The 22359-nt window shown below is 41.4% G+C and carries 18 protein-coding genes, 3 tRNA genes and 1 pseudogene; 7 read left to right on the forward strand and 15 right to left on the reverse strand.

Annotated features, from left to right (window positions below; translation table 11 throughout):
- Window positions 1–714: 714 nt before the first annotated feature.
- Both EXU57_RS25280 and EXU57_RS24720 read right to left on the reverse strand, forming a co-directional pair.
- A tRNA-OTHER gene (locus tag EXU57_RS25280) sits at window positions 715–807 on the reverse strand.
- Complete coding sequence (locus EXU57_RS24720; RefSeq protein ID WP_133270953.1) at window positions 793–1662, reverse strand: hypothetical protein; 870 nt, start codon at window positions 1660–1662, stop codon at window positions 793–795. The genes EXU57_RS25280 and EXU57_RS24720 overlap by 15 nt, the downstream gene beginning before the upstream one ends.
- Before the next feature lie 1015 nt (window positions 1663–2677).
- On the opposite strand from EXU57_RS24720, the gene EXU57_RS24725 reads away from it, so the two are divergent.
- On the forward strand, window positions 2678–3580 hold the full coding sequence (locus EXU57_RS24725) for an ArdC family protein (protein ID WP_133270954.1): 903 nt from the start codon (window positions 2678–2680) through the stop codon (window positions 3578–3580).
- Between the two features lie 95 nt (window positions 3581–3675).
- On the opposite strand, the gene EXU57_RS26035 is transcribed toward EXU57_RS24725, so the two are convergent.
- Window positions 3676–3906 carry a helix-turn-helix domain-containing protein gene (locus EXU57_RS26035; protein WP_133270955.1) on the reverse strand — a complete coding sequence of 77 codons (231 nt, stop codon included), beginning with the start codon at window positions 3904–3906 and terminating at the stop codon, window positions 3676–3678.
- 282 nt (window positions 3907–4188) lie between these two features.
- Window positions 4189–4614 carry a hypothetical protein gene (locus EXU57_RS24735; protein WP_133270956.1) on the reverse strand — a complete coding sequence of 142 codons (426 nt, stop codon included), beginning with the start codon at window positions 4612–4614 and terminating at the stop codon, window positions 4189–4191.
- Window positions 4615–5342: 728 nt separating this feature from the next.
- On the opposite strand from EXU57_RS24735, the gene EXU57_RS24745 reads away from it, so the two are divergent.
- The 5 genes and pseudogenes from EXU57_RS24745 to EXU57_RS24765 all read left to right on the forward strand — a co-directional run.
- Window positions 5343–6056, forward strand: coding sequence for an energy transducer TonB (locus tag EXU57_RS24745; protein WP_133270958.1), 714 nt, complete (start codon window positions 5343–5345; stop codon window positions 6054–6056).
- A 302-nt stretch (window positions 6057–6358) separates the two neighbouring features.
- On the forward strand, window positions 6359–6868 hold the full coding sequence (locus EXU57_RS24750; RefSeq protein WP_133270959.1) for a hypothetical protein: 510 nt from the start codon (window positions 6359–6361) through the stop codon (window positions 6866–6868).
- Window positions 6869–7580: 712 nt separating this feature from the next.
- Window positions 7581–8888, forward strand: coding sequence for a hypothetical protein (locus EXU57_RS24755; RefSeq protein WP_133270960.1), 1308 nt, complete (start codon window positions 7581–7583; stop codon window positions 8886–8888).
- Between the two features lie 1425 nt (window positions 8889–10313).
- The gene (locus EXU57_RS24760; protein ID WP_133270961.1) at window positions 10314–10883 is read left to right on the forward strand and encodes an ArdC-like ssDNA-binding domain-containing protein; all 570 of its coding nucleotides are present in this window, start codon (window positions 10314–10316) and stop codon (window positions 10881–10883) included.
- 92 nt (window positions 10884–10975) lie between these two features.
- Window positions 10976–11215: pseudogene (locus tag EXU57_RS24765) on the forward strand (zincin-like metallopeptidase domain-containing protein); the annotation flags it as partial.
- 1284 nt (window positions 11216–12499) lie between these two features.
- Here EXU57_RS24765 and EXU57_RS24770 read toward each other — a convergent pair.
- The 6 genes from EXU57_RS24770 to EXU57_RS24795 form a co-directional block, all read right to left on the reverse strand.
- Complete coding sequence (locus EXU57_RS24770; protein ID WP_133270963.1) at window positions 12500–12964, reverse strand: hypothetical protein; 465 nt, start codon at window positions 12962–12964, stop codon at window positions 12500–12502.
- Between the two features lie 371 nt (window positions 12965–13335).
- A tRNA-Cys gene (locus tag EXU57_RS24775) sits at window positions 13336–13410 on the reverse strand.
- A gap of 7 nt (window positions 13411–13417) precedes the next feature.
- A tRNA-Phe gene (locus tag EXU57_RS24780) sits at window positions 13418–13490 on the reverse strand.
- Between the two features lie 1089 nt (window positions 13491–14579).
- The gene (locus EXU57_RS24785; RefSeq protein ID WP_133270964.1) at window positions 14580–14933 is read right to left on the reverse strand and encodes a hypothetical protein; all 354 of its coding nucleotides are present in this window, start codon (window positions 14931–14933) and stop codon (window positions 14580–14582) included.
- Between the two features lie 905 nt (window positions 14934–15838).
- On the reverse strand, window positions 15839–16537 hold the full coding sequence (locus EXU57_RS24790; protein ID WP_133270965.1) for a hypothetical protein: 699 nt from the start codon (window positions 16535–16537) through the stop codon (window positions 15839–15841).
- A 557-nt stretch (window positions 16538–17094) separates the two neighbouring features.
- On the reverse strand, window positions 17095–17349 hold the full coding sequence (locus tag EXU57_RS24795; RefSeq protein ID WP_133270966.1) for a hypothetical protein: 255 nt from the start codon (window positions 17347–17349) through the stop codon (window positions 17095–17097).
- Window positions 17350–17685: 336 nt separating this feature from the next.
- Between EXU57_RS24795 and EXU57_RS24800 the strand changes: the two genes are divergently transcribed.
- Window positions 17686–18030: a hypothetical protein gene (locus EXU57_RS24800; protein ID WP_133270967.1), complete on the forward strand. Its 345-nt coding sequence runs from the start codon at window positions 17686–17688 to the stop codon at window positions 18028–18030.
- A gap of 307 nt (window positions 18031–18337) precedes the next feature.
- On the opposite strand, the gene EXU57_RS24805 is transcribed toward EXU57_RS24800, so the two are convergent.
- The 5 genes from EXU57_RS24805 to EXU57_RS24825 all read right to left on the reverse strand — a co-directional run.
- Window positions 18338–19351: a methyltransferase gene (locus EXU57_RS24805; protein WP_133270968.1), complete on the reverse strand. Its 1014-nt coding sequence runs from the start codon at window positions 19349–19351 to the stop codon at window positions 18338–18340.
- Between the two features lie 71 nt (window positions 19352–19422).
- Window positions 19423–20253, reverse strand: coding sequence for a helix-turn-helix domain-containing protein (locus tag EXU57_RS24810; RefSeq protein ID WP_133270969.1), 831 nt, complete (start codon window positions 20251–20253; stop codon window positions 19423–19425).
- 269 nt (window positions 20254–20522) lie between these two features.
- Window positions 20523–21158, reverse strand: a complete 636-nt coding sequence (locus tag EXU57_RS24815; protein WP_133270970.1) for a GldM family protein — start codon at window positions 21156–21158, stop codon at window positions 20523–20525.
- 536 nt (window positions 21159–21694) lie between these two features.
- Window positions 21695–21823: a hypothetical protein gene (locus EXU57_RS25790; RefSeq protein WP_262708576.1), complete on the reverse strand. Its 129-nt coding sequence runs from the start codon at window positions 21821–21823 to the stop codon at window positions 21695–21697.
- 47 nt (window positions 21824–21870) lie between these two features.
- Window positions 21871–22359, reverse strand: a 489-nt coding sequence (locus EXU57_RS24825; protein WP_165958298.1) for an SOS response-associated peptidase, incomplete at its 5' end; no start/stop codon positions are given.

The raw sequence follows: 22359 nt of genomic DNA on the forward strand, positions 1-22359 counted from the left end.
TATACATTCGAGAATTACTTAACTCCAGTTCATAACCGCTCTTTGCTTACTGATCATCCACTTTTACAAAGGGGGTCAACATCACCGGAATAGGGGGGTCAATATCAGCGGAATTTACAATTAGAAAGCATGAATATCTATTCTTGAAGGTTCCGCCAGCCTTAGTGACTCATAAGGGTGTTTCTGTTCGAACATCAAGTATCCGGACTTTCATAAAATGAAAATCCTTAAGCCTGAGCTATATGAGTTTTATGTATGCCTTTTTACGAGACTGCCGCTAGGCCACATTTGAATGCCATAGGTCCAGAAAAGAAGTATCGCTAGGCGACTTCTTTACAATTGAAGGCTCTCAAATACAACTACATGTTCCGGCGATGCGACAAGCCAGATATTTCTGGGTAAAATTGTGTCCAGAAGTCGGGTACTTAGGAATTTATATTAAGTTAAACTAAACATGTAAGCATTAAATTCAAACTGTTATCAATTCCTATGAGTTATAAAATGTTAAGTGACATATGTACTCTGAAGAATATAATGAGATGATGCATTAACTCTTCGGGGCACATTTAAACTCAATTCTATAAGTTCATGTTTATTAATAGTTTAATGCTGAAAGCGAGGCGAAATTGTTCCGCGAAAGATCCCCCGCTATTAGTAATGGTAAATGGATAAGATGCTGTACGAGCGTACGAGCGCACAGCGATAGCAACATTGTAACGACAGGCGGACTCGAACCACCATTAGTTCTTGGAGTCGGAACAAAATTTCAACTCCAAGGAACCGCTTTGCCTGTTAAGCTATGTCGTCCACTATTTGTTTCACAATATTCTCGTTTGGTGTAAACCCATATTCGGTCCTACAGTACCCGGCAAACATACTCTGAACTTTTTTTTCAGATAGTCGTTTAAGTTTTGTCTTTGTATCTTCAATGAACTTTGGAAGAACTTCTTTTTTAGATATTTCTACTACTCCAAGCTTTTTAATTATTGCCTCATCAATTTTAGCTGACGTACCCCTCAGTGTATTCAATGTGTCTATGAGAGTATTGAACTCTATTTTATCCATTTCCTCCTTGCTGGTGAAGTCTATCCCTTGAAGCCCTTTAGGTAATGTTTCTTTCCAGAAAGTATTCAGTCCTTTTCCTTTCTTTCCAATAAAGTCCCTGATGCTCTTGCTTATTTTCTCGGAACCTTTATGAACAAGACGATTTCTTTTCAATCTAAGAAAGTCATACGTGTCGAAATATTCCGGTGCGATAGACGCTTTGTCAACACCAATTCTATTCAAAGTTTTATCAATTACCAAAGAGTCATCTTCAAATTCTCCTTGCTCAAGATGTTTAATCGTGTCGTCTATTTTTTGTGAAAATTCATGGATACTCTTTAAGTAATCTTCGAAGTGTGAAAGAATAAGGATGAATATTCCTTGTAATAATGTTTCATTAGTTTTTGCGTGTTCATTTGAAAGTTCTTTTAAGCGAACCCGGTGCTTAGGTGCATAATGGTTGCCTTCAAAATATGTCTCGGTTAAATCATCTGGACTTTCAGCAATGTCATCAGTGTAATCTAAAGTGAACTGTGTCCACACGAAAAAATAGTGTGTAAAAGCATTATTTAGGTCCGAAGTTTCCTTGTAAAAATCTCTAAGTTGTCGTGATTTCATTTCATATCGCTATTACCGTTGAACGGCTTGGTGAAGGCAAGGGCCTCCGTGATCCGTTGCCCCAAACCTACGCACTTCCGCTCATCAAAGATAAGTTGTTGGGGCTTTTGCTCGTCAGCCACCGGGCCACTGGATCAATACCTAACGGATATTGATATCACTGAGCTATGGAAGGAAAAGCCGCAATACTCCGGGAACGAAACTATACGTTAAAGCCTCTCATGCAGTTAACTTGCGAGCAGCTGTCTTTGGCGTGTGGCAATGCTTGCAGCCGTCAAGGGTCAGGTGACTACGACAGAGAGAGAACATTGGCTCTTGCAACAAAAGTACAACGGCCAAACGCCTTAACTTCCTGTAGACCGTCCATGAGGTTTCTTCTGCTGTTCTCTGGACAGACATTTGTTCCGGACGCTTAGCCCATCAGGGCTTCAATAAGCCAGGTTCAGTTCATGCACTCCTGTCAATTCAGCCTTCATTTTACCCGCTTGCTCCTACCCTTCGCTCCTATCGGTATGGCACACCTCACAAAGCTGCAGTAAGCTACGCTTCGGTGCTGCACATACCTTTCGGGGAACCTGGACTACACCAGATCGCTGGGTTCCATTGCTGCCTCCTTTACCATACATGCATTTCACTTAAACCTCGCTTGATATAAGCGTATGATCCCTTTGAGAAAAGAACCTAAGTCAAATTTGCTTTGCTGCATTCTTTCTTAACAGATCATTGATCTAATGTCTTCAAGCAATTGATTTAGGCCCACGCACATTTACAATTCAATTTTTTGAACAAAGTTAGCCAGGTAGCCCGGAAACGGGAACCTCTCCACGAGGCCAGCTCACCAAGGTAGTACCACAAAAAATAGAGCTTTCACGGCATAAATTCTCCCTCACTACCGTTCGGTCCGATTTATTCCATGTTCCTGATTTTTTTCCGGTCTCCACCTTGCCCTTATTCCCTCCTACTGGCTGAAATGGTTCCATAATTCAATTCCCTCACACACAAAAAATCAAGAGTTATGAACCAGGCTCACAAATTCCATGATGTTTACCAGGACGTAACAAACAGGGTCATTGAAGCTCTCCAGCAAGGAGACATTGTATGGCAGAAAGGCTGGAACGCTTTGGGACTGCCACAAAACTTAGTTTCCCACAAGCCTTACCGGGGATGGAACGTCTTTTGGCTGAACTTTGTTACTATGGTTAAAGGCTATAAGACGCCGTACTACATCACCTTCAACCAAGCTCAAAACCTGGGTGGAACTATAAGAAAAGGTGAAAAGGGAGTACGGATAACTTATTGGGCGACACTACAGCATCAAGACAACACCCGCGAAACAGAGGAGCTTGCCACCAGCGACACTGAGCCGACAAGAACCCGGATGGTCCCAAAAGTTCACACGGTTTTCAATTATGATCAGACCGAAGGTCTCGAGTTGCCTCAGATAGAAAGCATGTTTCGGAAAGATGTAAATAGTATTGCTGCCTGTGAAGACATTATTTCAGCAATGCCCTCAAAACCTCAAGTTATGAATGCAGGAGATCAGGCCTACTATCAACCCGCAGTTGACCGGATAACGATGCCAATCAGAGGATTATTTCTCTCAGATGAAGCTTATTATGCTACCTTCTTTCACGAGCTGGCACACAGTACCGGGCACTCTTCAAGACTGAACCGCCCAGAGCTCATGGAAACAGACGGCTTTGGTGGAGTAAACTACTCGAAAGAGGAACTCACCGCAGAACTTACTGCCTCTTTCCTTTGCGCAATTGCCGGTATTCAACACCCAACAATTCAAAATGCTGCAGCTTACATACAAGGGTGGCTTAAAGCACTTCAAAACGATAAAACCCTGGTGTTTAAAGCAGCATCACATGCTCAAAAAGCAGCTGATTACATTCTTAACTCAACACAAGATTAAAACCCGGAAGGGTTTTTTTGCTCATTAACATGTCAGCTTGATCTACAATGATCTAATCACTTAATTATGAGTTAGCAATTTAGCAAAAGTGAGTTCTAAATGGAACTTAGATGAATAGCTCGCCTGGCGGAATATTCCAATGCTTTGGCAATCGCTGCAGCATGGCTGATCGACGTATTTACAGTTCCCCGCTCAATCCGACCGATTTGACTTAAAGCAAAACCTGTCTTGATGGCTAGCGTTGTTTGCGACATCTTCCTTTCAGTTCTAATCGTGCGTACTTTCTTGCCAAAGTGCTTTAGTATTCGTAGGTTTTGGTAAGCCATCAGGTAAAGTAAGACGTTTTAAGCAGTTTAAACCAGAGCAAATTTGCCACATTTTGAGAGTGTACAGCAAAATGAAGTTTGCTGTATTCACGCTTTTTAACCAACCTTCCTTGTAACAGCTTGCTCCTATTCTTTCCATCAAGGCGGTGACACACTCCTCGGCCGTTGCGAAGGTTTTGAGAGAATTTATATCTACACGAAACATCAAAATCCACTCCCAGCAATTCGTGAACGCGACCAATTAAGTTCAATAGTCTAGTACCTTTTCGGAGGAGGCTATTTTTACTCTGGTCTTAATCTCGGAATTGAATAAACATTACCTTTCATATCGCAAGGCGAATTTGATCTATTAAGCAATTTTGCCCGCATCGGTATTCCTTTTCTACCAGCAATTATTAATGAATTGAACCTCGGGTTCAAATAATATTCACCGAAACCTGTTTGTAAATAAAGACCTTGGCAATAGATGTTATACTTGAATTCATCTCCGCCATACAAAGATGCTCTCAGCAATTTATTCCCGTGTGCTGGAACAGATATATACTCGGTATGTGTTTGTCTTGGTACTGTCTCAACCATCGTTGCAAGTTCTTGTAGTTTGTTATTCGCAGCTCTCAATTGCTCTCGAATTATTGTTAATTGCTGTTTAAGGTATCTTCGCCGTTCAGCTTCCTTTGAAGAAGAAGCACTATCTATTACTTCCTTCACAACGCCAACAGTACAGGCTAGGACAAGGCAAATCAGAGAAATTCATCCGCGGTTAGTAATCCTTTTGAATATAGGTTCAGTAGTTTTCTTCGATGTTTCACCTCCAAAAGCTGCAAGAGTGCTTGCGAAACCGAAAAGGACAATATTAACCGTCAAGTCCATTTTATGTCATTTTATACATACAAAAAAGTGAACAATGATCCTTTCTTACACTAACACCGGCAAACACTTTACAGCTAATAGAGACACTACATCGGTTATAGCGGTAATTAGCTTGATGTTACCCGTGCGGAATTCCATTGTTACTTAAACTCAATTATCGATGCAGGCTTTGGTAAACGTATTATGTACGGTTCTGATCAGGTTATGGCTCACTTAGAAACACGTTAAAAGCAAGAGCCTGGCAACGATCCTTTTACAGCTTAGTCAAATGTAATCAGATATAAGAGTCTTTGGTCGCCTAGATACCAGAACTCGCCCACTGCCATTTTGCATTATAACCAGAAACGTAATACTTTCAACTATACGCATCCGGATGGATTTCGTTTTCTACCCTCGTAATTGTAAAAGTCACGACTTAATTGATCTAAAGCTTCGTGAATTCACTCATTCTGAAGCAGGTCAAATGAACGTCCACTTCAACTGCTAACCTTTTTTTCTGCGGCCCCCCCTTTCATTAGACGTTTCTTAGTTTTATCTTGTACAAACACAAATAAGTTGACTTATATATGAAAAAGGTCTCGTTAATCATTATACTGCTGTTCCCCTTAATAATTTCTGCACAGCGCCTAAACAGTTTTCCTCTAAGTCAGGCAGCACAACGCATTGGAGATACAATATCTACATGCGGCAAAATATATAGTGTTCGGTATATAGAGAGAGGTAACACTAGGCTGACCTTGTTAAGCATGGGTAATACTTTTCCAAATCAGTTATTAACTGTGGTAATACCTGTGGACGTCAGAAAAAAGCTGAATTATAAGCCGGAAGACAGTCTAAACAACCAGCAAATATGTGTAACTGGCAAGATCGAGGAGTTCCAAGGTAAACCGCAAGTTTTAATTCTCAAGACTGAAGATATTCGAATACCTACCGCAGGAAAGGACGACTACGGTAAAGTTTTTACCAAGGTTGAACATCCTGCAAGTTTTCCGGGAGGTGACCAAGCCTTTAATGAATACGTAAAGGTTAATCTAAGTAAAACATCTCTCAAACAGGATGTTATTAAAGACGGTGTTCACCTGGTAAGAGTGAGCTTTATTGTCGACATATATGGGAACGTCAGTAATGTGGAAGCGCTTGATGTTCCTAAGACTTGCCCCGTCTGTGGCCCTGAGGCTGTTAAGCTTATTAAGAGAGGACCCAAGTGGGAGCCAGCTATCCTGAATTATCATAAAGTTGTTTACCAAGTTGTTCAGCCTGTAATATTTGAGGTACATTAAACGAATTTATGGGGTACAGCCACTTTATTACCGTAATGTGCGCAAATACGTTCACCATTCAATCTCTCCACAGGCCTAGGTAGCCAGCCTATCAACGGGACCTTTTCAAAACGCGCCACGGCTTTGATGGCACACGTGCCAAAAGACAAAAACCTACAGTTTAAAAAGTGATGTCCACTACTTTTCCGAAGCAAAACTGTGCCGCTTCGCGGTAGTTTTGAAGGGTCAAAGCTATCACCTGACCCGATGATCTATTACTGTGGGTTCTGGTTAACAGTTTGATTTTGCCTAAATGCATTTAGATGAAAAATGAAAACAGTTTTGGCCATTCCTTTTTTGGTGTTCCTAAGAGGCGTTGGTTTGAATACGACACCAAAAGGCGGTTTGCGCTTCCGGTGAACCGTAATGTGGCCCGTGAGAGGCTAGCTTCGATACTTGATACAAAACGCGATAACTCATCATCTAGTTTAGCATGGATGGGAACCATAGAAAACTTCGATTTAGAGATCAACTTGACAATAATACTCGGACGAGGCAAACTCAACGTCCAAGTATTTGCTAGTATAATCGACTACCCAAATGGGTGCCTTGTAGAGATGATCATGAGAGATAGTATTCCATGGAGTTTCGTCATGACAACCGGTTTTCTAGTACTATTAGTTTACGTGACAGCAGGTTTAGGTCTATCGATAATTGCAGCGTTATTTTTTGGTAGCTTTCTTTTCTTCGGTGCTGTCCTGTATCATGGGATGAGCATCACGAAAAGTACGTCATTCCTTAGCGATGTAGTTTGCGGGCGTGAAATCAGGTGAGCTTTATATCGCGATCTCCGCAGGAGGGATATAATTCGTCGAAACCTCGTAAAAAAGAACTAGACCAAATTTGGAATGCATACCGACAGACAGTTCCTGGTGAATACAAAAAAGATACTAGAGTTTGTACGCACAGACGGAGGTTTCGTAGTAATGAGTAATGGTGCACAAATACCATTTCAAGAAACAAAAAGACAAGAATCTATTGATGATTGCATCCGGTAAACATCGGGGATCGACTTGGCCGAACGCTGGAACAAGGGAAAGTGCCGGTTCCGACGTACGGTATATTACGGAAGTAGCTTATATATAGTAAATTATTAGAAGGCCTTAAATTAAGTACAATGCAAGCTCGCTGTGCCATTTCCGAGAAGTACGATACGCGTATTTTTAGAGCGCCAAATAACAACAAATTACTCGGGTAGATTTCTAAAATACCTGGAGTCTTAAGTATGCAAATACTTCATTTTGTCTACGTTGATAGCCGATTCTTCGACGAGTGTAACAATGCAGAAAATAGAAGTGATATTTTCATTAACGGACTCAAGTGAATAGTTTACCTGCTGCTGGCTGAGAACGTCTTGATGTTTGTCGACCAATCTCGGGAAAAGAGAACTGAGTGTGAACTCCCTTTAAAAACAAATGGTGGAAAGAAAATTACTAATTTTCTACTCATTACCGAGACATAGCTCATCCCAGAAATTTCCAGATTATGAAAAAGAACCCTTCGATTACTTTAGCGATATTATTTGTCTTATTAAATAGTTGCCAATGTAAGAACGATCAATTGCCCGATAATTATACAATAAAGTTAAGCAATGTTTACGGTGGAACAAAGATAGATTATGCTACCTGTATTGTAAAGAGCGGCGACGGCAGCTACGTTATAGCAGGCAGCACTAATAGCAAAAATGGTGATGTAGTTGGTGGCAAGGAGGGACAGGCTTCTGCTTGGATATTAAAGCTTCATAGTAACGGCAACATACTTTGGCAGAAAACACTGGGATATGGCTTTGCAATAAGTCATGTAGCTTCCGTTATTGTAACTCTCGATAAAGCTTGTATTCTGGTTGGCACCACTGACCGTCAGCCCGTAGACGCAAGAGGGATGCATGAGGGCACTAACGCATATATAGTCAAAATCGATAGTAGTGGAAATATATTATCCAAGCAAATACTGCGTGGTTCAAGCAACGATTGGGCTAGCTCCGTAACACTTACGTCTGACGGGGGATACATCATGGCTGGATCTAAAAGCAGCCAGCCCTGGATAGTAAAGTTTGATAGTCGCGACGAAATACAATGGGAGAAAACTTGCCGCGCCGGTTCAAATGGGTACGGACATGCTGTTTCTATAATGGCAACTGATGACAAGGGTTACATTATGGCTGGTAATACCACCACCGATAATAAAGGCAATTTGGATGGCCCACATGGTGTCAATGACGCCTGGATAGCGAAGCTTGACAGCAGCGGCACAATGCTGTGGCATAGAATACTCGGTGGCTCAAGCAGCGATTATGCCACCTCCGTTACAATTGGTTCTGACGGAAGTTTTATATTGGCAGGGCGCACATCCAGCAATGACGGAGATGTGAGGGGTAATCATGGGCTCTGGGATGCCTGGGTATTAAAGCTTAATATTGACGGGGAAATAGTCTGGCAGAAGACTGTGGGTGGTTTAAAAAGTGATTATGCGAACGCAGTTGTAAAAGCTGCCGCTGGAGGTGCCATTATAGGGGGTTATACAACGATCAAGGATGGGATCTTAACCGGCCGCGGTGATACTGATGCCTGGATAGTAGAGCTCGATAGCAGTGGAAACACAGTATGGCAAAGAACGTTTGGTGGCTCCGGCAATGATGAAGCAAGGTCAATTATTGAAGAGTCTGATAGGAAATACGTTATTGTAGGATTAACAAACAGCAATGATGGAGATGTCAGTGGTAATCGTGGCGAATATGACGCCTGGGTCGTTAAGGTTCAAAACGAACGTAAAGTACTAGGAATAAAAAGATGATAACAAGTGTTCATAAAGGTATAGCACTCTGCGTAATTATGCCGGGAACATAGTAAGTTCAACGCTAATCAAGTTGCGAAAACCTGCCGCGCCTTTTAAAACTGATAACAAAATCAAGTTGGCTTACTATCGGCTAACTATATGGCGAAAAACTGGGAAAACTGTTAGAGGGGTTCGAGAACTTGGGCACACTAATGTTGATTTTGCAACCAATTATTTCAGGTTACAGGCAGCGAAGCATGTTCATGATATTGTACACATTGAAGCTGCACTTTTGTCCAACAATTCAAGAGCTGTAAACCAGTATAAAGCAGCAGAAGCAAAGGGAAAGGAGCAGATGAAATGGCCTGAAGAAAAAAGCGCTTTTCTCAATCCCAAAAAGAACAGGCGAAGAAAAGCGGGAAAGTGCCCTGGAGCGAATACAAAAAAAAGGAGGGCATTTGATGTCTATTGGTTAGCCATCAGAGTTTGTAAATTACTCACGTTCTGAATACGGGAAGTCTTTAATATGCAAAAGAGTGATGAATTTTGCCTTTCTTGCCAACCTTGATGTTACGGCTTTGTTCATACTGTTTCTAGGACTTTCCCTGTCCACGATAAAAAGATTAGTCGTGGTTCTTACGAGACCCATTTAAGGCGTTTTACACCCCATTGGAATACTTATCAAACATCGTCCAGAATACTGGATTGCATATAGATAACAGTTAGGGATAGTTAAAAGCGCCAAAATCAGAAATTGTAATCAGAAGAAGGCTTGCCGAAAAAAAATTATGGGGGGGGGTGAACGGTTGTTTCCTGAAGGAACATCGTTGCCCGCCCGGTTGCGCGAGTCGGACGGGCGACGCTCCGTTTGACTGAAAGGCTCCGATGCAGCAAGGTTCAGTTCATGCCTTCCCTGGTCGATCCTGCTTTCACTTTACCCGCTCAGCGCTATTCTTTCTTCAATGCCTGGCACACTTGCTAAGCATGATGCACAGGCATCGACAAAGCCTGGCTGCGCTGCTTCCCTGGGTGCCATTGCGGCCTTCTCTCCCATTCATGCACTCACTCAACCTTGCTGCGCCAATGGTATGATCCCTCAAGGAAAAAAGCTAAACACTTGTGCTCTGCTATTTTTCCTTTGACAGATCATGTTGCTGATAGTTGTTTCCCTTCTATAAATCTAGCCCACGCACACTTACAATTCAATTTTTCACAAGGTTAGCCAGGGAGACCGGAATCGGGAACCTCAGCGCAATCCTACATACCAAGGTAGTACCTGAAAAAAGTCAGGCTTTCACGGCATAAAGTTGCCCTCACTCCTACCCTTTCCCAATTTATTCCATGTCCTGATTTTTGTAGGGTCTCCACCTTGCCCTTATTCCCTCCTACTGGCTGTGACGGTTTCATAATTCAATTTTTTCCTAACAACAAAACTTTAAGATTATGAACCAAGCTAAAAAATTCCACGATGCTTACCAGGATGTAACAAACACAGTTATCGAAGCTCTCCAGCAAGGACACGTTGTATGGCAGAAAGGGTGGAACTCTTTGGGACTGCCGCAGAACCTTGTTTCACATAAGCCGTACAGGGGATGGAACCTCTTTTGGCTAAACTTTGTAACTATGGCCAAGCGGTATAAGACGCCTTACTTCATCACCTTTAAGCAAGCTCAGCAGTTGGGTGGAACAATCATAAAAGGTGAAAAAGGAGTACGCATCACGTATTGGGCGACCCTGCAAGATCAACACAACACTCGGGAGACTGAGCAGCTTACCAATAGCGAATCTGAGCCTACACGAACCAGGATGGTTCCAAAAGTTCACACCGTCTTCAATTATAATCAGACCGAAAGACTGGAGCTGCCTCAGATCGAAAGCATGTTTCGGAAGCAGGTAAATACTATTTCTGCTTGTGAAGACATCATTTCAGCAATGCCTTGCAAACCGCAACTTCGGACAGCAGGAGATCAGGCTTATTATCAACCCGCAAATGACCGGGTCACAATGCCATAAGAGGTCTCTTTCATTTAGATGAAGCTTATTATGCAACCCTCTTTCACGAACTGGCACACAGCACCGGGCATACATGACGACTCAACCGCTCAGAGCTCATGCAGACAGACCGCTTTCGAGGAATAAACTACTCGAAAGAGGAGCTTACCGCAGAACTTACTGCCTCGTTCCTTTGCGCAGTTGCCGGTATTCAACAGCCAACAATCCAGAATGCTGCAGCTTACATCCAGGGATGGCTGAAAGCACTTCAAAACGATAAAACCCTGGTGTTTAAAGCAGCATCCCAAGCTCAAAAGGCGGCTGACTACATCCTTAACTCAACACAAGCTTAAAACCCCGAAAGGGTTTTTTTGCTCATATAAAAGGTATACCGTACTTCCGTATGAAAATGCTGTTTTCCGACAGCTTAGCTCATCGGTATTAAAGGCTCATAGTGCTCTATCGGAAGGATTCGGAAACGCTCCATTACGACTTTATAGGAGTAGACGGTATCGGCTTCCATTCATTTTACTGCCACGATATTAGGGAAACGCTCATTGAAAGATTTGGACTTGAAGTAAATCAGTACAGGCTTTTTGTAGAGGTGAAAAACAAAGATGCCATTAGAGAATACCTGACGGATAGTAAAACGCCAGTGGAGCCTGTCCCGTGGTGTATCGTCAGGGTAAAGAGAATCAAATATTAAGGTAATGATCTAAGCTTCGATCAAACAATCAAATGCCTGGACAAAAGAGACTCGCTTTGAAGACGACCTATCTGGAGACGCAATTGTGGTTTATCGGCAGCGGGAGTAACCGCTGTCGAGCATCTTTTAAATAGGTGCTAATTAACAAACTCTCCAGTAATTAGAAATGACGGGTCTGATTTTTTGATGGTCAATATCACTATCCACCATAAGCTTCACAACCGTTGAAACAGGAGGAATGTCCATTTCTAAACCTTTTATTGCATGCAAGCAGTTGTTAGCAGAGAACCTTAATTTCTTACATTCGAAATGCTATCAATTATTTTAAAATATATCTTTAGAGAGTCGGGTCTAGTCACCTTAAATTTCAGGTACTGCTGCTTAGATAATAACATTTCGCTTTTACTTGGGTTGCCATTCGGATACACTACCGGAAACACTTTATCGATTAATATCATATTCAACAAATCCTTATCTCCGTACGTGTTTTTGCTTCTAATACCAGCTCTTCCCGAATAGACTTTCCCATCTGTTTGGTATTCGTAATCTGCAAAAACTTGTTGGAAGTCCCTTGGAGCTGATAGGTTAGTAATACGTCCGCTGGTAAAAGAGGTACTTTGCCATAGTCGTTCCTCCTGACGATACTTTAAGAAATTAGCCACCAGAACTCCTACCAACACGATTGAGAATATTGGGAATACCTGATGGTTTGGGGCTGTGTTCCTCATCCCGCAATTTGAAGTACTAAACTTCTACATTTAAGCATATCGATATTCACTGGAATTGAGATTTGATACGTTAACCCCAGGCCACGATAGCCAGGCGGAAGGTGTCCTTTGCTGAGGATTAGGTGTGTCCATATTACGGAGTAATGGCTTCCAACTTCTCCATTGTAACTCACATGCAGGTAGATTTCTCATATCGTGATCGTTTAGTTTTCCGGTAGCTTTTCTAAGACCAGTTTGAAGGGAGGTCCGTCGTTAATTTGAGTGAGATGTAGTAGTTTCTCTTTTATATAAAACTTCATTTGCTCAATAACCTTTACACCATTCCTAGTGACATTTGCGGTAATGAGACTATCCCGACTCTTAACAATGTACGTTCCTACACCATCCTGCTTAGTGTCGTGCAGCAATTCATAATGTCCATCTTTTCCAGATACGAATACACCCTCACCAGCCATACCCAAAAGTGCTGCTATAAGCTCCTTTGCCTGCGCTTTATCCATAGGTGAACTAAACCCCGGCGACAAAAAAACCGAATCGTTTTTAAAATTGTAGTACATGTCTTCATCGGCAATAGAGATAATCTTCCACCTCCCTTGTAAAGAAGTACTATGTTGAGCTTTAACACATATAAATGCCAAAGTCAACAGGAAAACGAAGATTATACGCATCACTTTTTTTTGATAGCACCCAAGTCAGTCATGTGCTACAACTAAACTACAAATATCCTTTTATAATTCAAATGCTGCCTACCACTTCGTTGAAGCCAAAGTCAGATTGATTTGTCTTTCATATCCGATCTTCACTCCTCAAGTCATGCTGGTTGTCATCACCTATGCTGTCATTATGGTATTTAGCATTTTAGAGTTGCTTGGGATCTTCTTGACGCGATAACCTGATGCTGTCAAGCGCCAGCTACTAGCACAACAGATGCAACAAACGATAGGCGCCTCACTTCCTGATTGTGGCGCCTGATATTGCCTGGACGCAGAATTAATGTTTGCACTCTTGGGGTTAGCCAAACTAAGCATCAACCTCCTTGAGGGCAATGTGGGATTTGAACCCACGATTGTACGGTTTTGCAGACCGTTGCCTTTGACCACTCAGCCAATTGCCCATTCCCGTGGTACAGACTGGGATCGAACCAGTATCTAACGATTTTCAGTCGTTTGCATAGACCAACTTTGCTACTGCACCAAAAACAAAAAACCCACTTAGTAATAAAACCAAGCGGGCTGTAACGATTATTTTAATGTATCACATAACTATCCGCTTGCTTCTTGAGAGCAACTAAACGAACAACAGAATGACATACTTCTTTTCACCTTGTGAAGGTATATTGTTTTTTATTCTTTGCAAAGAAATAATGAATGAATCCGGAATCTACGTGAATTAAAGTTCAATCTTGGTATTTGTTGGCCTGCCTTCTTTTGCCAGAAGCCAAGATTTTTGCACGTCCAAAATTGGTCCAAATTCATCTTTTTTTAAAATGCTGCTCTGATTTTTAAGCAGTAAACGTGCGACAAGCATTTAACCCCAATATACTGCTACGCTACCCCTCTGAAGCACGAGATGGTTTGTTCGAGTCTTCTTAAGAAAGCTATGCTACTATTATGAAGTCCGATGGGAAAACTGATAACCAGCAACTCTCCCTCAGCCCAACTAGCGCAAACACATTTGTTCCCTGTATGGTACTCTTAAGTCTACTCAATATGCCATCAGAGATATGCTCCTGATGCAACCTATTTAGAATTCAAATGTTCCTAAGACTATCTTTTCGTTTGTGTTGTATATTTCAATTCTTCTTAGATTTTTGGATTTTTTTGAAACGTTACTTAGCATGCAAATAATACTGTTCTCATATAGAATTGAGGGCTGTCGTCGTGAATTCGACGACACAAACGCAAATTTGATCACTATTAAAATTGATAAGGAAGAGATCAACGAAATGGTAAGGGACGGATTAATGAAGGAGAATTTGAGCCCTCTAATTGAGAGTCTAAAGTATGTTATTAGGGATGGCGCTTTGTATGTTGACGGTGAAGCCATAACGTTTTTCTGATATGGATACCCTTTAGTTTATTTGTCCTTTAGGGCCTTTACAACACCGTGAAGACATGATGTAGTTGTTCAATATGGTTTCCAAACCTTGCTAAATGGATTAGCAATCTGTTCGGCAAATCGCTATTTTAAATTCCACAGGCTTTCCGAAGTGGCAGAAGTCTGTGTTGCTTCAGCTTAGCCTATGCTTTGTTGTTAATTGTGTTTGCAGCTCCACAATAGTACTTAGCTGCCATTTTGGGAAGCCTCTGTTGTGTGCCGTTTATCTTGGTCTACGCCTTGTTCTAGGTAGTCAAGTTCAGGACTTGCATTTACACTTGACATGAAGTTCATTGTACCTTTTTTCTTCCAAACACGGTTGGCATATAAAACACCCAGTACCAAAGCCACAATTGCTATAATTGTCCCAACAACGATACCGCCAGTATTGCCTATTAAGAGGTATGCAAGTCCGCCAACAATAATTCCGCTGATCAACGGAGAAGCGACTATTTGTAACCATCCTACAACTTCTATTGCATAGTCAAAAAAAGACAACTTCTTCTGTTCCTTGCTTTCTTTGTAAATTGTGTTAGTCATTGCTTTGATAAAATGAATGTTCTTCTCTATTTCCGTTTTGACGAAAGATCGTAAATGGCACACAACGTGTTAATATACGAATGTTTTGAATTATAATGCCATCCGCCGCTAAACCCTGCTTAATTCATTTACTATCAACAGCCTATGTTCGCGTTTTTCTTGTTGACAAAGGTTGGTTTTCTGCTATTCAAGTCAAAACTGTCAACAAGAAACAACGCGAAAAAATCACTCCACAGAAGTGTGTCTACGTCTTTGTGCTATAGTGACGGCCGTTATCGCTCCCGGAGTATTCGACACACTAATTTCAAAGGTGCTGTCGCCCTAAAAGCTCCTAAATACACGAATGTTTGCTCCGTTTTCAAGCAAATGACTTCCACTGGTGTGATACAAGGCAAGCTTCTTGAGCAACACACCTGGTTGCCCTTAAATTATCAGGTATGCTCCAATGAGCTTTGATCTAAGCTTTTGTATTTGCAGTTTTACGCCGTATTGTTACCAAACAACGCCCAGAGAGTGGTAAACTTTGCACTGAAATAAAGGTTCCAATGCGACTCCCAGGTGGTAAACTTTAGAGTGATACGCTGTTAAAATATCCACCAAAATAAATGGGAAAATATTATCCGTAATATCCAGATGAGGATACACTATCCGTCTTCGTCGGGGATCATCGGCCACAAGCTTTCACAATCTTCGTAAATTATGTAAACCACTGCAGCTGACTTATTAGTATAATCAACTTTATTAATAGGGTCTAAAGTTATAATTAATTTTAAACACCGTGCTATATAACAAAAGCCGCTCGGGTAATACGACAAGCCGCCACCCTTATAGGTTAGACAATAACCAATCAGTGATCGGGATTTCGCCAACGGTCGCTAAAATTTGAACTTTTTATTTAAGAGCAGTCAATAATAGGCTATACTGAACTTAGATATTCTGTACACATCATTGTCACGGTAGATTACTGCTTTGCGAAAGTTTCCCTCCTTGTCAAAATGTTCGAACTTATATGTATAGATTTCAAGCTGGCTACTGTCTTGGCCATGGTAATCTGAATGTGTATACATGGCGTTATTGTGATATTTAAATCTATATCTAAAGAGCATCTTATTCAATATGTTTTTTCGCATCATCTCAATAATACGGCCTTTTGAGTCATAACTGTAGTGGTCAATACTTTGTAAACTATCCTTTGTGGTATACTTTTTCTCTAGTGTTCGATTACCGTTTAGGTCGTATTGCGAACTGTCCACAGACACAAGATTTTCCTCACTGTTGTATTTGAAAGCCACAATACGTTTACCTTCCGAATCATAAATGTAGGAATATCGAAATGTGAGTAGGTTGATATGGTTGTAAACTCTCATCTGAATAAGATTTCCTTGCTCGTTGAACTCGTACAATGTTTTATCCTTGAGATCTTTCTCTTTGAACCGTTCTGAATTGTTTTTAGGCTCATAGTTTGATCTTAGAGCTGTACGAACCTTTCCCATAAGATTTTGACGACTTAAATCACTGGTGTATTGGGTAAACGCGGAGTGGAAAGCAACAATGACCGAGATTGCTACAATGAAAGTCTTAGAGAGCAATATATTGTAAGTCATTGCCATTTGGATTTTGAATTGTCCTTAAAAAAAGGAATCCTTTGATATCCCTAACAAAATAAATAGAATAAACTAAAATAGCAATAGGATCTGAGCTTGCTCTGGCGCCCCTTCTCTACGGATACGTTACCCGTACAGCTCCCACCCGAATACAATGATTACGTCGACGGACGCTGGAGACCTTAACTGGATTTCAATCGATTTGATTTGCCTGCAAATGCAAAGATTGCTAAAGTTTCAATTTGTCGACCAAGTTTCTAACCGTTAGAGGAAGAATTGCAATCCGATAATGATAACAGAGTATCCTAGCTTAGCCTACTGCCAAGTGGCCGCATTTTACCAGCATAGAATTGAAGCAACGAACCCTAATCAATTGTACACCTGATCTGCGGGAATACTTAGCCATAAGATCATTTCTTTATGCAGGCAGCAGCCCTCTTTCTACAACTGTTAGGGTTGCGAATGCAACTGTTTCGCCAGACCGTTTTTGAATGCTATAGACCTACCTAAACGTCATCAGACAGTAGTCCCATTCTTGTCCGTGTTTTGGACTAACCTCATTGGTCCTTTTCCGCTAAGTAGCCAAGCTTCGGAAATATCATATGTTTTGCAGAACAGGGCACAGTGTTCCAGGTTCGGGTACGTTGCTCCCTGGTTTTTAACCCTGAGTAATATGAGGGTTGAAGGCCAACGTTCCGGGCAATCTCACCTTCGGTGATGTTTGGATACTGCTCGTTATAAATCTCCTGAACCGCTTTTAGAAACCTGCGTTTGATTGCCTGGCTGTGAGGTCGCTGTCTTTGGTTTGGCAAAACTGAATTTTTCCCCTGAAATTAGGGCGATTTTAACGTCTAATTGCAAGTGCCCTTTAAATATCGCTTGTCAAAACCTTGCGGAACTCACGAGTATAAATTAAATTGACGTATGTGGACTGCATTTAAGTTATTTTGGGTTTGGATATATCTTGTTGTTTTTGTACAGGAGGTCAGCTTCAGGGAAATCTCCGTTAAAGTATTCCTGGTCTGGATACCCTTAACCTTATTTCTGCTCTATAGTATTCTGAGGATATAGCAACTTGTCGCAGCTAGCCTTATTTTTTAAATAAGATTACTAAATATTTTAGTATTGTTAATGCAGAACTATTAGCTTTGAAGCTGATAAAACATCCTCACTATCGGGTAACTATATGGCGCAAAACGGGTAAAAAGCTGATAGAAGTTCGGGAACTGGGTCACAGCAATGTTGAATTTGCAACAAATTATTTCAGGCTACATGCATCAAAGCATGTTCATGATATGGTCGATATTGAAGCTGCGCTATTGTCGAACAACTCGACCGCCGTACGGAAGTACAAAGCAGCAGCAGCAAAACGAAGAGAAGACATGAAATGGCCTGAAGAAAAGGACCCATTTATTTCTCAGTCCAGAAAAGAACAAGCGAAGAATAGCAGCAAAGTGCCCTGGAGCGAGTTTAAGAAGAAGGATGACACATAGATATCATAAGAAAGATGCGCGGAACATTCAATGCCACTTGAGCATTCTGCGACGAGCAACTGTGCTGCATTACAGTAAACGAAAAGGGCTTGGCGTTGTAACGGTATTCCTTGTTCCTTCCGCAATAACGTTAGTTGAATGAAGATAAAAAGTTCATCGTTTAGTCTGTTGCTGAATTTATAACGTCAAGCTGACTTTGCAGCGTAGTAGCGAAACAAAAGCTGATGCGGTGTGAGTCAGCTGTTATAATGCCAAGGGGATTGTTTGCTGTAGTTTTCTCTCTACCAAATTGTCATTATTAACTGCTTTACCTGGAAATTCCTTCAATAATGCTGAAAGGTGATGGTGTTGGTAGTACCCTGCTTACTTCAAGCCCCGCTTTTTCAAATAATGTTCGGTATTCCGCTTCTGTGCGTTCGCAGCCCGGCAGAAATAACAACATCTGTAAGTCCAGAAATTTTCCAATAGATGGTTCATTGCCTTCAGGCAATACCATCTCTACCACCAGCAATTTTCCTCCTGGCGCCATTGCTTTGCGGCAATTAGCAAGAATGGTAACGCATTGCTCGTCGTTCCAGTCGTGTATAATGTGTTTCAATATATAGATATCACCACCAGCCGGAACGGACTCGGCAAAATCTCCATTTATTCTTTCGCATCTGTCTCCGACGCCATAGGCATCCATCAAGCTCTTCGCTTCTTCTGCAATAACCGGAACTTCGAAAAGTATGCCCTTAAGGTGAGGGTACTTTTTTAATAGCGAAGCTAATAAGAAACCATGGCCTCCGCCCACATCAACTACTTTGGTTGTGGTAGAAAAATCATAACTGTTCAAAACTGCTTCACTGGTAAAGGCGCTGTTACTGGTCATTGCTTCGTTAAATTCTTTTCCCACCTTCGGGTTCGTCCAGAAATATTCAAACATCGGCATACCAAAGACTTCATCAAAAGCTGGTTTGCCTGTTTTGACACTGTAAGGCAGGTCTGCCCACGTTTGATACTGCCAGTCTGTAGTAAACATAACAGCAAAGGCCCGCAAGCTGCCCGGCACATCGCTGAGCAACGGTTCTGCCAAGGGTGTAAGGCTAAAGCGATTTTCATTGTCCTCTGTAAAGACGCCAATGCTTGCACAGGCTCGTAATACCCGGTATAAAGATCGGGCATGAACACCTGCTTGTCCGGCTAATTCTTCTGTACTTTTGGGTCCGTCTTTCAACCTATCTGCAATACAGAGCTCGGCTGCAACGCCAATTGCCCGTGAAGCGGTTAGGCCAAAAAGCATTTGCATCAATTGCATTTGAGGGGGAAGTTCTTGTGTCATATTAGTGATTTTAGTATAACACAAAGCTATTTTGCAGCGAAGCGAAAACAGTGGTAAAAACTGGACTTCTTTTAAACTTCAGCATCACCGAAAGCCCGTTCCGGTGCCTGGTTATCAATTTCGAAGAATTGTTTGGGAGTATAGCCGGTAAACTCTCTATAATCTTTTACCAAATGTTGATAATCGTGATAACCGCAATGAATGGCAATTGAAAGCCAATCTTTGTTGGGATAGCGGTTCTTCATACGGAAGGCTCTGTCGAAACGGATAATTTGCAAAAACTGTTTTGGCGGAATACCGACCCGTTCTTTAAACATGCGGTCAAATTGCCGGTGGCAAAGGCAACTGGTTTTTAAAAAGCTGTCCAGGCTGTATTGTTCATTTTGCTGAAGCATCATTCTGCTCGTCGTATCAACAGGATGCTCCTTCCCATTCGTTTTCCTTACAAGCTTGCTGAGAAACGTTTCAATGACTCGTATCATTTGCGTGTAAGATGTTGATATGAACAATTCCTCATTTACTTCTCTGACACAACTTCCAAATATATCTTCAGCATCCAGATAAACATCTGCAAGTTCGTGCATGGCAACACCCGTTATACGGTAGAAAGCTCCGGGTTGAAACAGTACCTGAATGCTTAGAAAGTTTTGCCCTACATAACGTTGTAGCGCTTTTGTATGCTGACCTATACAGGAAACTTTTCTATTAGATACGCACGAGCCGCTATCCAGGTGTTTTACAGTTTCGCTGTCTTTTGGATAAAATTGGAGACACTGTTCCGGTCGTGGCGAATAAATCTTGGGGGGAATAGCTACCGCACCGGTAAAATGAAAATCTATAATTCGATACAACCTGATGAAATCAGTTAAAAAAGGACTTGGTTTGATTTCATTTAATAGCATTGAAGGTTCTATTTATGAAAGGCAGATTACAGCCAACGTTAGACGTATTTGTGCCGGGTGGTATTCAGGAAACATCAGCCCGAACAAATGCCCGGTTAAAGATACTGCTGTTGATGATTAATTATAACAGCTTGATAGATATTCCTACGACCGAACAGCAGCAGAATAAAGAACTACAGCCGAAACTGTCAACATCAAAGCACACTTGCACAAATACGCCATGTTGCCTGCTGTTTTGTTTACTCGGCTTGTGTCCACCACTGAAAGTCTTAACGGATTGCTAGTTTAATGGAAGGCAATTTTCTTGTGCCGAACACTGGAGCAATACCAGCCTTTATATCATTAAAGACAAGCTCATCGCGAGATGATAGGTTTTTTATAGCAGTAAGCATTTCCTCAGATAGTCTGTTTCCTGCAGTTGAAAAAACATTCCTCTCTCCGTTCTTCTTGTAGATGTAGCATTCAAAAAATTTAATCACGATGTCTGTTTTATAAATACTGTTTGGAAATATGGCAGTCAAGAACGGATTAGCAAGGATTTTATTTACAGATATTACAGTATCAGATGTAAACGCCAATTGAGCAATAGGGTCACTCAATCTTGTAACTTTAAACACTTTGGTTAGAAGGAGTTTTTTCCCTTTAAAAAGGCTCAAGGTGTCAAGTCCGGCATTTGTTATTGGAATGATAACGATAGTTTCTGCCTTGATAGTAATGTCTGATTTTGTAGCTGAGGTTAAACGGAACCCACTAAAGTCGTTTTGTCCAACAATAGTTAAATGGTTTTCTATACCACTGTATAATAAACTCATATCTGGATTAGTCAAGTCACGATTGATTAATTGGAGTTGTCCTAATACAACCACAGGCAAATAACACATAATTCCAAGTAGGATAGACTTCATAAAAAAATTTAAGGCAACGGTTTAATATACGAATGTTTTATCATGTAGACCCATTCTCCCAAAAGGTGCTTAACTTATTTAAGACCACTAGCATACGTCCGCGTTTTCTTGTTGATCAAAACTGGTTTTAGCTATTCAACTAGAAACTGTCAACAAGAAAAATGCGAAAATCCACTCCAAAGAAATGTGTCTACGTCTTTAGGCTATAGTAACGCAGTTTTGCTTCCGGAGTATCCGATACACTTGTTTAAGAGGTGCTCTTGCCTAAAAACTTCTATATACACGAATGTTTGTGCCGTTTCCAGCAAGCGATTTCCACGGGTGAATACAGCGCAAGCTTCCTGAGCAACGTGGTGTTTTAACCATATTTCCATTTTGTTTCTTAACAAAGTACCTCCACTAAATTCTTTTTTTCAGAGGCCTCTTAGTTCCTTAAGAATTGGTTGTGTGAACCCTTAAGATTGACATATGGAACTCCGCATGAACATCAGTTTCGAACCGCTGATCTTGAAAAACGGTAGAAAGCTTTTAACATTCTAATCAGCCAACTCCAACGGTGGAAGGTTTTCCCAATCAAACTGCTCATTTTTAGCTTTGTCGTCCGTACGAAGTTTCGAGGTTCTAATGCTAAATACAGGTATTGCTTCGAGATTTTCTGACGTCATTTCGAAATCTAAAATTTGCTTGTATTCTTCGTCGGTTAAATCATGCTCTAGCCAGTGGAGAGCCGTCTCAAATGGCACAAACAGCGGCATCCTCCACTTGTTTTCCCCTCATTATGAATCTGCTTCATTAACCCATTTGCTGCTCGTTTCACGACGGTATAGGTCCACTTTTTGGTGAGTTCTCCCGTTTCAGTATCCACCAGTTCCGTTACTGAGTAAAGCCCCGGGAGAAAGAACATGTGCTCTCCCGCTACTTTCACAAAATAAGGTACTTTGTTTTTCCATCCCTTGATTGCACGATGTTCATATATGCCAGTAACAGGAATTAGACACCGTCGTGATTTTATCTTATTCCAGTAACTTTTTGTATCGGTCAATATACGTTCGCTCCGGGCATTGAGCATCGTTGCACGCTGTTTTTTAAACTTCTCCAGCTCCTTAACGTAATATGGAATACAACCCCACTCCATCATTCTTATATGTGGGAGGTTGTCCTCACGATGTCTGTAGATGATGGGATGTTCATTGTAGGTGTG

Origin of the sequence: Segetibacter sp. 3557_3, assembly GCF_004354985.1 — a bacterium.
GTDB lineage: Bacteria > Bacteroidota > Bacteroidia > Chitinophagales > Chitinophagaceae > Segetibacter.